13 protein-coding genes are annotated in these 14,695 nt (G+C 41.4%); 4 read left to right on the top strand and 9 right to left on the bottom strand.

The features are described 5' to 3' along the window. Position 1 precedes the first annotated feature (1 nt). Entirely contained in the window at positions 2 to 409 is a 408-nt protein-coding gene (gene nusB / locus BJI48_RS06565) for a transcription antitermination factor NusB (RefSeq protein ID WP_095333192.1), read from the top strand. 1,142 nt (positions 410 to 1,551) lie between these two features. Here the strand turns inward: nusB and BJI48_RS06560 are convergent. Genes BJI48_RS06560 through BJI48_RS06540 form a run of 5 tightly spaced genes read right to left on the bottom strand, consistent with a single transcriptional unit; the run spans position 1,552 to position 6,432 of the window. Then, positions 1,552 to 2,397: an SPOR domain-containing protein gene (locus BJI48_RS06560; protein ID WP_095333190.1), complete on the bottom strand. Its 846-nt coding sequence runs from the start codon at positions 2,395 to 2,397 to the stop codon at positions 1,552 to 1,554. Between the two features lie 20 nt (positions 2,398 to 2,417). After that, entirely contained in the window at positions 2,418 to 2,960 is a 543-nt protein-coding gene (locus BJI48_RS06555) for a DUF1882 domain-containing protein (protein ID WP_095333188.1), read from the bottom strand. Positions 2,961 to 2,968: 8 nt separating this feature from the next. Beyond that, complete coding sequence (locus tag BJI48_RS06550; RefSeq protein ID WP_095333186.1) at positions 2,969 to 4,219, bottom strand: serine hydroxymethyltransferase; 1,251 nt, start codon at positions 4,217 to 4,219, stop codon at positions 2,969 to 2,971. 3 nt (positions 4,220 to 4,222) lie between these two features. Continuing rightward, positions 4,223 to 5,755 carry a lysine--tRNA ligase gene (gene lysS / locus BJI48_RS06545; protein ID WP_095333184.1) on the bottom strand — a complete coding sequence of 511 codons (1,533 nt, stop codon included), beginning with the start codon at positions 5,753 to 5,755 and terminating at the stop codon, positions 4,223 to 4,225. Then, entirely contained in the window at positions 5,755 to 6,432 is a 678-nt protein-coding gene (locus BJI48_RS06540; RefSeq protein ID WP_095333182.1) for a CvpA family protein, read from the bottom strand. Before BJI48_RS06540 ends, lysS begins: the two co-directional genes overlap by 1 nt. 168 nt (positions 6,433 to 6,600) lie before the next feature. Between BJI48_RS06540 and BJI48_RS06535 the strand changes: the two genes are divergently transcribed. Continuing rightward, on the top strand, positions 6,601 to 7,917 hold the full coding sequence (locus BJI48_RS06535) for an apolipoprotein N-acyltransferase (protein ID WP_257874428.1): 1,317 nt from the start codon (positions 6,601 to 6,603) through the stop codon (positions 7,915 to 7,917). Positions 7,918 to 7,927: 10 nt separating this feature from the next. Further along, the gene (locus tag BJI48_RS06530; RefSeq protein WP_095333180.1) at positions 7,928 to 8,566 is read left to right on the top strand and encodes an ATP-binding cassette domain-containing protein; all 639 of its coding nucleotides are present in this window, start codon (positions 7,928 to 7,930) and stop codon (positions 8,564 to 8,566) included. Positions 8,567 to 8,602: 36 nt separating this feature from the next. On the opposite strand, the gene BJI48_RS06525 is transcribed toward BJI48_RS06530, so the two are convergent. The 4 genes from BJI48_RS06525 to BJI48_RS06510 are packed head-to-tail and all read right to left on the bottom strand — an operon-like array spanning position 8,603 to position 13,864. Next, positions 8,603 to 8,893 (bottom strand): type ISP restriction/modification enzyme, encoded by a 291-nt coding sequence (locus tag BJI48_RS06525; protein ID WP_095333178.1) that lies wholly within the window; start codon positions 8,891 to 8,893, stop codon positions 8,603 to 8,605. Further along, positions 8,883 to 12,077 (bottom strand): type ISP restriction/modification enzyme, encoded by a 3,195-nt coding sequence (locus BJI48_RS06520; RefSeq protein WP_095333176.1) that lies wholly within the window; start codon positions 12,075 to 12,077, stop codon positions 8,883 to 8,885. The genes BJI48_RS06525 and BJI48_RS06520 overlap by 11 nt, the downstream gene beginning before the upstream one ends. Before the next feature lie 56 nt (positions 12,078 to 12,133). After that, positions 12,134 to 13,039, bottom strand: coding sequence for a tetraacyldisaccharide 4'-kinase (locus tag BJI48_RS06515; RefSeq protein WP_095333174.1), 906 nt, complete (start codon positions 13,037 to 13,039; stop codon positions 12,134 to 12,136). Between the two features lie 39 nt (positions 13,040 to 13,078). Next, positions 13,079 to 13,864 (bottom strand): NAD+ synthase, encoded by a 786-nt coding sequence (locus BJI48_RS06510; RefSeq protein WP_095333172.1) that lies wholly within the window; start codon positions 13,862 to 13,864, stop codon positions 13,079 to 13,081. Between the two features lie 320 nt (positions 13,865 to 14,184). Here BJI48_RS06510 and petA point away from each other — a divergent pair, with 320 nt between their 5' ends. Further along, positions 14,185 to 14,688, top strand: coding sequence for a ubiquinol-cytochrome c reductase iron-sulfur subunit (gene petA / locus BJI48_RS06505; protein WP_095333170.1), 504 nt, complete (start codon positions 14,185 to 14,187; stop codon positions 14,686 to 14,688). Positions 14,689 to 14,695 lie beyond the last annotated feature (7 nt).

The raw sequence follows: 14,695 nt of genomic DNA, 5'->3' as shown, positions 1-14,695 counted from the left end.
TATGGCAACGAGAACACAGGCAAGAGAAGCGGTGGCGGGGTTGTTGTATGCCTATGGGAGTGGGAATGCTAAGATCAAAGATTTTGCCAAAAATATCCTAGAAGAAAAAAAAATCAAAAACAAACAACAAGAATTTGCCCTAGCACTTTTTGAGGGCACGCTACAAAATCTTGATGAGCTGGATAAGGCTATCAAGACCCATCTGAAAGACTGGGATTTTGAGAGGCTTGGCGATATGGAGCGGGCGATTTTGCGTTTGGGCGCTTATGAGATCAAATTCACCCAGACCGATTCGCCTGTCATCATCAATGAAGCTGTCGAGCTTGGTAAGATCTATGGCGGGGATAATGCGCCCAAATTCATCAATGGCGTGCTTGATACATTAGCTAAAATCTCTAAAAAACCTTGATTGGATTTAGTGTTCCAAAACATAAGACAATCGCCGTGATATCATACTCAAGCAGTTTTTTGGCTAGAGACCCTCTGTCTTAATGAGTGGGTGGCTCTATACGGGTGGGAAAAATTCTCCTTAACCCTTAGCAGATAAGATAACAGGGCGTAGCGGGCTGGGTTTGAGATAGCTTTGGATTTAACACCTTAGAAACTTATCTCAAACGCACACCCTTTGGCTGGGTGTGAGATGATTACTTTAGGAACGAAGCAGAGTTTTACTCTGCGGAGTGGTCTTCAGATTCAGTTTTTTAAACCGAATTGAGTAAAAATGATAAAGGCTTACGCTTTTTAAGGTAGAGAGCTTAAAGGTGAATTAAAAAATCCCTAGTTTTGTTTTCCCTTGAGGGGGACAAGGGGCTTAAATTGCGAAGTCCGCCCCTTATCCCCCTCAAACTCCCCCAAACCCTGACCCGCCCCCTTAGTAATTCCAGATGACAGGGCGTAGCGGGCTGGGTTTGTAGGTGGATAAGATTTAAAAACCATCTAAGGTTTGAAATCCTGAAACTGCTTTCTTTGTCGTGCTTGTGTGCTGTGAAAAATCGGAAACAAGGTTGCAGTAGTGTAGCCGCCGATTTTGTTTTATTATTTTCCAATCAATTCACATTGTGAATCTGAAGACCACTTCGGGCGAGTAGATTAAGGTTTGGGGTCCGGTATGCTCCTAAAAGTCGCATAGGACCATCGCCGTGCGGAGTTAAAAAAGATAAGTAGTTATCTTTTTTAATGCTCCTCCTGTTCCTAAAGGACACAAGCAAGCGACTTCCTCGCCCATCGTTTAAATGTCCTGCCGAAAAGGAGCGGAGACTTATTCTTTTCGTGGGTTAATTGGGGGAGAGGCGAAAAGCTAGAGCCAACTGCTTGGTTTCACTAGCCTCACACAACAATGTGTATATGCCCGCAAGGGCATAGCGGACGGCAGGTTAGGGGTGGGATAAACAACGGGCGGGCGGGTGAAATTTCTTTTGCGATTAAAAAGTTTAAAGCATTAGAAAAGCTTACAGGCGTAAGCCTTTAGAAATGAAGCGAGGCTTTGCCTCCAAAAAGCGGTCTTGAGGTTCGCCCAAAGCGAACCGATAAAAATAAAAGGAAAATAATGCTTTATTTGACTTGTAGATACATCGGTTTGCCCATTTCGGTTGTGATCTTTAAAATGTCGCGATTGGCGTCTGTTCGGGATTGATAAGGTCCGATGAGATATTTGGTAACACTTTGCCCATTGATGGTGGATTTTTGTATGCGGTAGGGGTATTTGCTGATTTTGTCTAGAAATTCTTTGTTGGGGGTTTTGGTGAATGCCCCGATTTGTAGATAATGCCCAGGTGAAGCGACAGAGCCATTTTTGGCATTGGTGGGTTTGGGCGTAGCGGGTTGCGGTTTGGGTTTTTGGACGCTTTTTTCTTGAACTTTTTTCTCTTCTTTGGGTTTTAAAGCGAGAGGCTTGGTCTCTTTTGCGGGCTTTTTATTTTCTTGGATGGATTCCATAGCTTTCAATTGAGGGTCTGGCGTGTTGTTTTGGGCTTGGGGTGCTGGCGTGGGTTTTTCTTCTTTGGGTTCAGGTTTTATCTCATCAGGGCTATTTTGTGAAGCTTCTTGGCTTTTGGCAAGTTGCTTTTCTTTGATGTCTTGAACGATTTTATCGAATTTGTTTTCTTCTTCTGTTTTGGACATATCATCAATAGACATATTTTCAAAATCATCGTTATTGTCGAAAACATCGTTGGTATTGTTGCCCTGCACGGCATCCATTTTTTGAATCGAAGTATCTGTATTTATCGCCTCTTCTTTGGGGGTTTCTTTTTGATTAAACTTCCAGACCACTACCAATGCCACCAAGATAATGACAATAGCGATGATGATTGTCAAGATGACTTTTTTAGCTTTTGAGGGCTGGTTGTCGTTATCATCGCCTAATAAAATTTTATTTAAGTCTTTTTGTTCTTCCATTTTTTACTCCTTATGGTAAATTAAAGATGTCTAGCCCAAGAGGCGCCGCGTTCTTTTGCATACACTTCATATGGCAGGACCAATATATTAAAATCTAAAGGCATTTCATCATTGGGGAACACGCGCCATTCTGTTGGAAGCGATTGGGCGAGTTTCATCGAAAGCATTCTAGCAAGTCTTTTTCCTTCCCCGATTTCTGTATGCCCTTTGTGGATATAGAGATGGAGATGTCCGGGGGTTTTGGACTCATAGGCTGTGAAATTGATAAATCCCTCTTCTCTTAGCATTAGCTGGGCTTTGTGATAGAATTTATCGGTATGCCTGCCGTTGTAGTCAAAAACGATATTTTCGACTTTATTTCCCCTTAGTATCAAAGAATGCGCAAGGGTGATTTCTTTTCGGAGATGTTTTTGGATCAAAGCGTTTGTAAGCATTGCATCGACTCTCTCGAATTTATCAAAAAATGTTTTTCCCATATGTAGCACTCTTTTGCCGATTCCAGCTTTCTTTTGGTAGTAGCAAGCGGTATTCATTTTGATGAGTTTTAGATCCATTTCAGTCATTACAACACCTAAAAAATAGCTTTATCATAAGCTTGAAATCCTTTTGTCATTTGCCTGATTTCTTCTTTTATGCGCTCTTGCAATGACGTATTGTTGATGTCATCAAGAATATCTGCGATTTTATTGCCTATCCATTCAAATTCAGTTTCTTTCATCCCTCTAGCGGTGAGTGCTGGAGAACCCAAGCGAATCCCACTGGTAACAAAAGGACTGCGATGTTCGCCCGGAACGGTGTTTTTATTCACGGTGATTCCGGCATTACCTAGGGCAATATCGGCGTCCTTGCCACTGAAAGGCTTTTGGAGGAAGCTCATCAAAATCAGATGGTTATCACTGCCCCCACTGACAAGATCATATCCCCGATTGACCAATACGCTCGCCATTTTTTTGATATTTGCTTTGATTTGTTTGGCGTAATCTTTCCATTCGGGTTTGAGATTTTCGCCAAAGCCGATGGCTTTTCCGGCGATAACGTGCATCAATGGACCGCCCTGCAACCCGGGAAATACGGCTTTATTTATTTTTTGGGCGATTTCTTCATCGTTGGTAAGTATCATCCCGCCCCGAGGACCACGGAGCGTTTTGTGGGTGGTGGTGGTAACGATATGGCAATGCGGGAATGGGTTGGGGTATTCCCCAGCGACAACAAGCCCGGCAATATGGGCGATGTCGCCCATCAGTATTGCTCCGATGTTATCAGCGATTTCTCGGAATTTTTTGAAATCAAGCTCACGGGTGTAGGCAGAAAATCCGCATACGATGAGTTTGGGTTTGATGACTTGGGCGTATTCTTCGACTTTTTGGTAATTTATCCTGCCATCAAGCTCGACGCCGTAGAAAAAACTCTGATAGGTTTGTCCGGTTACGCTCACCTTGGCGCCGTGGGTCAAATGCCCGCCGTGGCTGAGATCCATCCCTAAGATTTTGTCATAAGGTTTTAGCATTGCAGCATACACAGCACCATTGGCTTGGCTACCTGAATGGGGCTGGACATTGGCAAAATTGCAACCAAAGAGCTTTTTGGCTCGCTCAATTGCGATGGCTTCGATTTCATCGACAAATTCACAACCCCCATAATAGCGTTTTCCCGGATAGCCCTCCGCATATTTGTTTGTCAGCACGCTCCCCATCGCTTCCATCACGCTAGGGAATGTATAGTTTTCACTTGCGATCATTTCGAGGTGATCATTTTGTCTTTGGAGTTCTTTTTGGATAATGTCAAAAATCTCTTTGTCTGTGTGTTGCATAGCGTATGGCATAAATTATTCCTTTTCCTTAGTTATTTCTTCTTTTTGGGTGAGTGCGTTATTGTAATCCATCTTGATGGGTTTCATCGCAGGGAAGAGGATAACATCTTTGATGGTTTTTGCATTGGTCAAAAGCATTACCAGCCTATCAATCCCGATACCCTCTCCAGCCGTAGGTGGCATACCATAGCCCAAAGCCCATACAAAATCTTCGTCCATATATTGGGCTTCTTCATCGCCGGCGTCTTTGGCTTTGACTTGGGCTTTGAATCGTTCGAGTTGATCGAGCGGGTCATTGAGTTCGCTAAAACCATTGGCGATTTCTTTCCCGCCAATAAAAAGCTCGAATCTATCGGCAATCTCTGGGTCGGTGTCATTTCTTCGTGCGAGTGGGCTAATATCAATGGGGTATTGGGTGATAAATGTCGGGTTGATGAGCTTAGGTTCGACAAATTCATCAAATGTTTCGCTCAAAAGCTTGCCATAACTCATATGCGGGTCGAATTTGATGTGATGGCTTTGGAGAAAGGCTTTGAGTTTGTCTGTATCTTCGATGATTTCTTTTGCTATACCGCCGATGTCTTGGAGGGCTTGTTTGTAGGGAATGATTTTAACATCTGCAAAATCAATCTGGTGTTCTGCGTGCTGGATTTTTGTCGGGAGTTCGAGCTTTTCTAAAAGATAAGCGAATAATTTTTGTGTCAAGGTGATTAAATCCTGATAATTTTTATACGCCCAATAAAATTCAATCATCGTAAATTCTGGGTTGTGCGAGTGATCCATCCCTTCGTTTCTAAAATTTCTATTGATCTCAAACACCGCTTCAAACCCGCCGACAATGAGGCGTTTGAGATAAAGCTCCGGGGCAATCCTTAAGTATCTTTCTACATCAAGGGCATTGTGATGGGTGATAAATGGCTTGGCATTCGCACCGCCGGGGATGGGATGGAGCATTGGGGTTTCGACTTCCAAAAATCCCTCTTCTTCAAAAAATTTCCTGATATATGCGATGATACGGCTACGCATTGCAAAGATTTCTTTGACACCCGGATTGACAATGAGATCGACATAGCGCTGTCTGTATCGGAGTTCGATATCGGTAAGCCCGTGAAACTTTTCGGGCAAGGGGATAATGGATTTGGTAAGGATTTTAAAGCTTAGGGCGTGAATGCTTAGCTCGCCTGTTTTTGTAACGAAAGGATAACCATAGACATTGACAATATCGCCAACTTCAAGGGTTTTTTTGATGAGGGTAAAATCATCAGCCAAATCATTTTGGGACAGATAGGCTTGCAAGGTGCCGGTTTGATCTTCGATTTTGATAAAGCAGGCTTTTCCCATCAAGCGCAAAAATTTCACCCTGCCAACAATGGCGTGCTTTTCATCGGGTGCTTTGGGGGTTTCGAGCGATTTGAGGTAGTCAAATTTTTGGATAAATGCGAGGTTTGAGATGGATTTTTCTGTGTCATTGCGGTAGGGGTTTTTGCCCGCCTCTCTTAAATCTTGGGCTTTTTGGATGCGTTGTTTTATGTATTGATTTTCAAACATTATTTTTCCTGATCGGGCGTTTCTTGATTGGATTGCGGGCTTGGGGCTGGCATATCTTCGATCATTTTTTTAGCCGAGTCTTTGAGCGAGTCAGTGAGACCTTGATTTATGGTGTCTTGCATAGACTTTTCGATGGCTTTTTGGGCGGAGTTAGCTGGTTCTTGGCTGATGTTTTTGATATTTTGGGCAGTTTCTTGCACGCTTGGGAGTTTCATTACCGAGGAAGATATGGTCTCCATCATCGTATAGATTTTGCTATTTTGGCTCATATACCCATCAAAATCTTTCATAAAATTTAGCCTAGAAATGCCAAAAAGAATAAAGCCAACGATCAAAAATATTTTGCAACACGAAAAGATAAAGCCAAGCGTTTTATCCACGATGACAAAGTCGGTGATTTTTACAAACCTGCCAATAATAACGCCCAAAATCAAAAACGTTATCCAAATCACTGCCAAAATAATCACAAAACCAATGAGGCTCGCCACAGAGGCGCTGTGGAAATTATGGATATTCTGGGTGAACCAATTCCCCATATGCGAGGCAAATCGGGAAGCAAAAAACACCCCTAATATAATGCCAAGAACGCCCGCAATTTCGTTGATAAAGCCGTTGTAAAAGCCTCTTAGCCCGATGATGACGATGATAATGATGAGTATGAAATCGATATAGCCCATTGCTCGCTCTATGTTATTTTTAGTCTTAAAAAGCTATTATTCTACAATAAATCGGCTAAAAACAAAAATTTTGCCTCAAGGGCTTTAGAGAAAGCAAATTTTTGATTTTTCAAATTTTTAATTTATTTTCAAAGTAGAAGTCAATTCAGAAAATACAAGGGCAACACGATGGGTTTAAAACTCGCACAAAAACAGATAATATCAAAACGATTAGACGGGCTAAAGACACAGGGCATTCGTGCTTTGTATGCCCTAGCGATGGCAGTCGTTTTTTTGTTGGACGTGTATGGGAGTGCGCTGTTTTTTGCTAGCGATCACACCATTGCTTTGGTGATTTATACCAGCATTTTTGGGCTTATCAGTGTGGGTGTTTGGTTTAGTGTGCCCAAAAAGCTCACATTTTGGTTTGGTTTTTTTGTGGGATTGGGGTTGTTTTATTGGACGGGGCTAAGTTTTCGGTTTTCGCCATTGCCGTTTTTAGTGCCGTTTGTGATGGTTTTGGTCGGCTTGGGCTATGGGATTATTTTTTATTTTTTATTGTTTTTTGCTTCGCGGATTTATCGGATTTTTACATTGATGGTGATGAGCTATATCCATCCGTTTGGTTTTGATTGGCTCGTGGGAGAATCGTTTTTTTCTTATAGTGTTTTTGGTGTGGATAAATGGAGCTTTTTTTGCGTGCTTGTAGGCGTTTGGGCGATAATGGTTTTGAAGAGATTTTATAAGCTACTTGGGATTTGTTTTTTGCTTGTAGCCATCGATTGGGGTGGCGTGCGTGCAAAAAATGCGATAAATACCAACAATATCTTGCCGAATATTTCTGTGGTCCGCACGGATGTGAGCCAAGATGCCAAATGGCAGTTTGATAATATCCAAACCATCATCGCGCAAAATTTCGATGCGATTTATAGGGCGATTTTGGGAGGTAAAGATATAGTTATCTTGCCTGAGACGGCATTCCCATTTGCGCTCAATCGAAGCGATTTGAACCAAAGGTTAAAAGATCTTAGCCACCAGATTACGATTATCACAGGTGCGTTGCGAGAAGAAGACGGCAAGGTTTATAATAGCACCTATGTGTTTGAAAATGGCGAGGTTTCTTATGCTGATAAAGTTATCCTAGCGCCCTTTGGGGAGAAGATCCCCTTACCTGATTTTCTAGCCAAGCCGTTTTTTAGGGAGTTTTTTGGGCAAGATTATGGCTTGAGTGCGGGAAAATCGTTTCGAGATTTTCGCATTGATAACACGTTATTTGCGAGTGCGATTTGCTATGAGGGGACATCAAAAATCACCTACGAAAAACAACCCAAATACCTTATTCTTATCAGCAATAATGGCTGGTTTGTCCCCAGCATTGAGCCGATTTTACAGCGAATGCTTATCAAATATTATGCCCGTCTTTATGGCACGATCGTGATCCATAGTGTCAATCAATCCCCATCATATGTGGTGTCGCCCTTTGTTTTGGGCGATGAAAATTATTAGGAGAATAGAAATGTTACAAGCAATTGATTTGTCTCATCGGTTTGAAACCCTGCTATATGAAAATCTCAATCTGGAGGCTTTAGGCGGGGAATCTGTGGCGATTCTTGGGGTGAGCGGGAGTGGGAAATCTACCATACTCAACAACCTTTCTACAATGCTAAAGCCCATCAGTGGCAAGGTGAGCTTGCTAGGGTATGAGGATATTTATGCCCTGCCTGCGCATAAGCTTTTAGAGATTCGCCGTTATGAGGTGGGGATAATTTTTCAGTCGCATTATTTATTTCGGGGGTTTAGCGGGAGTGAAAATCTTAACGTCGCTTCGATCCTCTCTAAACAGCCCATTTCAGAGGATTTGCTTATCGCATTAGGTATCAATGATGTGATCCATCAAAATGTCGGTGAGCTAAGCGGCGGGCAACAACAGCGCCTCTCCATCGCTAGGGTGCTGACAAAAAAACCCAAAATCATCTTTGCCGATGAACCCACAGGCAATCTCGATAGAACAACTGCCAACAACGTGATGGAAGCGATGTGTGCGTATGTGCGGGGTGCTAGCGGGGTGCTGGTGCTGGCTACCCACGATGAAGAAATCGCACAAAAATGCACGAAAGTTTTTCGCCTCGAAAACAAAGCACTCATCCCGCTTTGATGGGCTTTAGCTTCGTTTTGAGGGGAAGCGAAGATTTTAAATAAGTTCTATTTTTTGGATTTTATCTTGCAAAATGATGGTTTCTTGTAGTATTTTGATGGTATTTTCAAAATGCTTGATGTCAATAGCTTCGCCTTTGTGGCTTTTGAGGTATTTATCAAGCACTTGATAACCCCCGATTTTGTATTCCCAAATAGGATCATTGGCGATAAAATATAGGCTGTCATTGATAAAGATTTTGTTATCTTTATAGGTGATTTTGCTGATAGTTTTGTCTTTGTTATCCATATTTTCATAAAAACTCTCACCAATTTGATTATTTTCCATAATAGTCCTTATTGTAGATATAAAGCGGGAAGATATAGCTTGCACTGCCTACTAAGTGATAGTCAATAGTATTTTTACTAATAAAAAAATTATTGACTTGAGGCAGTTTGCAACCCCGATCACAGATTAGCCCTATGTTTTTGATAGTGTTTTCCTCGCTCGCTCGGTGTTGTAGAGATAGAGGGGAAACATATAATTCACCTCTGTGCCCCTGTTTGAGATGTGGCACATCTCCATTATGGTGTGTGCCATAAATGCGTGTTGATAGGTTTGGCTTCCTCTGGCTTGTCGGCAAGTTACAAGCGCTATATTCATTGAAGCCCCCCCCCCCGTCGGGATTAGTGGCATTCATTGTATGGAGATTGATAAGTTTGCACCCTAGTTCGCTGAGCTTCAAAAATTTTTCTTTGGACTCTACAAATACGATTTTGGGGAAATCCATTTTCAAAAAATCCAGATATTTTTCGCGGTAGTCTCGATGGTAAAGCACCGCATAGATATAGCCCAAAATCACCTCGGGGCTAAAATGCTCGCCGTATTTTTTATCTACAAACGCGCGAAATTCAGGGGTGAAATTTTCAATGCGTGCTTGCCCTTTGAAAATATCATCTTCTTTAAAGAGGGAATTTTTAGTGCTAGATTTTGCATTGCCTGTATTGTTAGTGTCTTTGGAATCCAATAAATCATTATTCGGATTTTGCAAAAAATGCTCCGATACAACAGGAACGGGCCAACCAACAAATCCTCGAGATTTCCCACTATAAAAGATGTATCTTGTATCAAATGGACGATAAAGAATTTTTTGAATCCTATCTTTGCTATTATTTTCCAATACATCATTTTTTGCCCATTTATATCTCCAATCTCTTACATCCTCAGGCATATTATATTTTTGATAAAAATCATTCTTTTCCAGATTGATAATATCTTGCATAGCCTCCCAGACCTTGTCTCTTGTTTTTTGAATGCAGAGATTGTCTCTTTTTGTTACTATTCCCGTATTGGAGACCCGAAACATATTATTAACGCTCCAGCCTTTGTCATATTCTGCTTTGAGACTTTCATTTTGGGGGATAAAGAGATAAAAAGGGGCGGTGGGATTGAGGGCTTGCCAAGTGATAGAATCAAGCGTATTGGAGGCTAAAAAATTGTATTTATGCTGTCTTTTGCCATAAAGGTCGTAGTGAAATATTTTGGCAAGTGGGGCAAAATCCCTGTTGTGGGGTGTTTCGGGGGGGGGGGTCGAAGACTTATGAGCGGTTTTTACAAAAATATTAATACTCACCCCTTGCATAATATCAAAGACATTATCATCCTTGCTCCCATCCGGGGCGATTTCTTTTTTTCTCGTATTGCCGTGGAGATCTAAGATGTAGATTTTATCAAAGCTCGTCAAAAGCGAGTAGCGCATACCCCGAAAGGTAGGGTTATCTAAAAAGGCGTTATTGGAGATAAAGGCAAAGATCCCTTGATTTTGGCTATCGATTTTATTTTGGGCAAAACGGATAAATTTCACATAATCATCAAGCAACCATTTGGGATTTTTCTCCCGCTCGACTTTGTTATTTTTGATGATAGCTGTCGGGTTTTTGGGGTCTTCCATTAGGGTTTTATAGCCCTCTTTGACTTCATCATTATAAAGCTCGCCATTTTGTGAAGCCCCGCTATAGGGGGGATTACCCGTGATGATTAGGATTTGCTTTTCTTTTGTGTGATGAGCGGCTTCAGCTTCTTTTTTGGCTTGAAAAAGCGTGGCTTGTTCGCCTGAATTTTTTTCTAAGGTATTGGTGAGAAAAATATTGAACCTTTCGTCTTCTTTTAGGCTAAAGTCAAATTTGTCTTTTAGGGTGATGGCGAGGTTGAGATGGGCGATAACATACGGGGAGATCATAATCTCAAAGCCCTCAAATTTGCCTAGTAGGGCATCGGGATCAAATTTTGTCGAATTTTTTGGGATAGCACTGAGGGCTTTGTTGAACGCTTCGAGGATAAACGTGCCTGTGCCTGTGGCGAAATCTAAAAGATTGATTTTATTATCTTTGGAGATCGCATCACAAAGCCCCCCGCTAAAGCCTAAATCATTTTTTAGCGTGCTATCAATGGCGTCGATGATAAATCTCACAACCGAATCGGGCGTATAATACACCCCCCTGCTTTTTCTCAAACTCGGGTTGTATTCTTTGATGAAATGCTCATAAAAGTGGATAGTTGGATTATGCGAGGCTTCATCGGTATGGTTGTTTTTGTTGTAGCGATTGAAATCCTCTAAAATCATCTTGATGTCAATATGGTTGATGAGCCTCACAATCAAATCAATCGTCCGTTTTAAGCCAGTGATTTCATAAATGGCTTGCAGGCGCTTGGCGGTCGCATTGATGAGTGAAAAATTTTTGCCGATAAAGCTGGCTAGATTATAAATCGTGATTTCAGCTTTGGGGTTGTAATCGGGATTTGCGTTTAGGTTTGGATTGGTATCTTTTTGGAATTTAGCCAAAAATAGGCTGTAAGTGAGCGTCTGTGCGAAGCTATCGGCAAAATCATTAAAAGAAATATTTTCATAAATGCCTTTGGTAAATTCCTTATAAAACGAATGAATTTCTTCATTGTCTTGCAAGTCAATCAGGCTGTTTTCAAGCCATTTGGTAGGTTGGGATAATTTGATCGCAAAGTCTTTTGCGCTATTGATAGGGCTAGGTGTCGCCCCAAAAAATACGCTAAAAAGTTCTTTGAGATCTTTTGATTTTGTTTTGAGATCGATATTTTTAAGATTTCTTAGCTCATTGAGACTGCATATGCTGACGTTTTTTTCGGCTTTTATGGAGTCATTTTCGACATTTAAAAGCGTGAAATTCAAATAATCGCTTAGCATTATATTGGTGCTTAATTTTGCATATTTTGCAATTTGTTCGCTTTTTAGGATTTGATCGAGGTTAGCATTTACCCGTTTGTTTTCGATAAGCCCTTGCGGGAGAGAGTCTTTTAGGATCAAAAAATCAGGAGCGCCCAAGCCATTTTTATTATTATTTGGCTCGTGGATTATTTCTATATCTTTAAAATCCAGCTCCACTTTTAGGTTATTGATTAAGGTTTCTAACGCACCTCTGTGCGTGTGTTCCTTGTCGCTTTCGGTGATATTTTGGATTTGGGTTAGGTATTGACTTACTGTTTCTTCATATGTTCGCATTTTCCCTCTTTTTTATCCTTTTGGAATTGTGAATTTATCATCAAGTCTTATGCGTATTATATTTTATTGGCTTTGATATATTCATAAATTTTTTCTTTTATTTTTGCGTCGATGTGGAGATTGAGGCGCATTGTGCTTAGGGGAATCGGGCAATCTTGGAGCTTGACTTCATCTTTTTGCGTTACTAACAATGATGTGGCATTGTGTTCTTTCGTCCAGCAAGCTATTTTTGTCAAATCAAATGGTGCGTGATCGGGCAAAATTACCTTGCCAACGATGTTTGGTAGGTATTCTTCTAGTCGTGAGGGATTAGCGATCGCAGTAACGAGCAACATCCTTTCGGTGGGATTTGTGATACTAACTTCTCGCTTGTAGTCGAGCCCTTCTAGGGCGAGAATATCTGCAGTAGTGTAGAGTGAGGGATTTTCACGATAAAGCCCGCTAGGGATAGGAAACCGAAAATAAGGCTCTAGCTTGGGTTTTAATAAAATATTGAGTTTTTTGAATGCAAAGCGAAAACCATCATCGAGAAAAACGACTTTACAGCCCAATTCTTTTGCTTTTAGGATAGCCAAATCTCGCTTTTTGCTCACAATTACGCTGGCATTTTTTAGCGTTTTGGCGATGAGATAGGCTTCATCGCCGGCTTCTTTTTGGGAAACGAGGATTTCTCCTTTGAGGCTCACGACCAAAAGCCCTTTGGAAGCTCTTTTGTAGCCCCGTGAGATGATGGCAACATCGGGGTAATCTTTGGCGATTTCGATGATAAAAGGGGTTTTGCCACTCCCGCCTGCAACGAGATTTCCCACACTCACTACAGGGATGTCAAAATCCTTGTATATGCTTATTTTGCGTCGGATTGTCGCAATAAGACAATACAGGGCTGATAATGGCAACAAAACAATCGCAAGGGTTTTTTGCCAAAAACTCGGCTGGTAAAAGTAGCGTTCAATCCATCGCATTAATAGGGAACAACCTCCAAGAAGCTTTGGGTTGCATTATTATTTGATTTCATAGATAGTAGGCAGAGTGCGTTTGAAGAGATTTTTTTTGATTCTTGGGATGATGGAGTTAAGCATTTCTTTATCATAGCCTAGCGGGAGGAGTTTTTTTGCATCGAGCTTGGAAAGATCATCATAATGTTCGCAAATATCAACTAGCAAACTATCGACATCTTCGTATTTGTAGCCTAATTCTTCCTCATCGCTTTGCCCTGCGTATAGATCGGCGCTGGGTTTTTTATCGATGATGGCTTTGGGGATATTGAGTAATCTGGCGAGTTCATAGACTTGGGTTTTGTAGAAATTCCCCAATGGATTGATCGCATACGCCAAATCCCCATAAATCGTGCCATAGCCCAACATCAGTTCGCTTTTGTTGCTCGTGCCTACGACGAGTGCGCGGATTTCTTGGGAGAGATCATAAAGGAGCGCCATTCGGATGCGGGTGCAAAAATTGCCTTTGCGGATCAAGTTGGCGTCTTTGTGATTAACCCTGAAAGCTTCATCATAGGCGTTGATGGTTTGGATTTGGTAGGGGATTTCAAATTGTTCGCACAATGCGACCCCATCGGTGAGGCTGGATTTTGATGAGGTGATTGAGGGCATTAGCAAGGCTTGGAGGTGATTGCCAAATGTCATTTTGCACAGCACGGCAACAACGGCACTATCAATGCCACCACTCACGCCAATGACGACGCGATTAAAACCACGATTTTTTGCTTCTTGGTATAAAAAATTTATCAGAGATTTAACAATGTTTTGAGGCAGAGCTGGGATGTTATTCATAAGTGTTTTCCTAATTGTCAATGTGAAATTTGTCGGATAATTGTATCAAAAATATTCGTTAGGTTTATGTGGCGTGAAATACTTTAAATATAATTGTAAGAAATCCTTTGTCTATTGCCACACTCGAGCGGATTTGAATAAAAATTTTTCTGCTTTAAAATGCTCGGTTTGATTTCGGTTTGAAACATTTTGCGGGTTCAAAATCAAATTTTTTTCTGAATCAAAGATTATTTAAAGTGGATATGGACTACAATTGGCAGATTTTTCTACGAAGCACTAAAATCAACTTACAAAAACCAAACAATAAAGGAGACTAAACAATGGCTGAAATCAAACGACGCGATTTTTTAGGGATGACGCTAGGGGGTGTTACCGCCGTAGGTGCCATCGCTTCCCTTGTCGCAATGAAAAAAACTTGGGACCCGCTCCCAAGCGTGGTTTCTGCAGGTTTTACCACTGCAGATGTCGGCAATATGAAAGAGGGTGAATTTTCCACCGTGGAATGGCGTGGTAAGCCTGTTTATATCATCAAAAAATCCAAAGCAGACCCATTCAATCCGCAGAGAGATTTTAAAATCAATGATGATGTTTTCACCGTAGGCATTCAGATTTGCACCCATTTGGGTTGTATTCCTATCTTTAAGCCAGAGGAAAAAGAGTTTTTGTGTCCTTGTCACGGCGGTAAATTCACGCTTGATGGTATCAATGTTCCCGGAACACCTCCTCCAAGACCTTTTGATATTCCTCCTTTCAAGATTGAAGGGACAAAAATCGTATTTGGCGAAACAGGGACTGAGTATCAAAAAATGATAGGCAAGGCATAAGGAGGAA

The organism is Helicobacter sp. 11S02596-1, from assembly GCF_002272825.1.
GTDB lineage: Bacteria > Campylobacterota > Campylobacteria > Campylobacterales > Helicobacteraceae > Helicobacter_J.
This window is presented reverse-complemented; position numbering and strand designations above follow the sequence as displayed.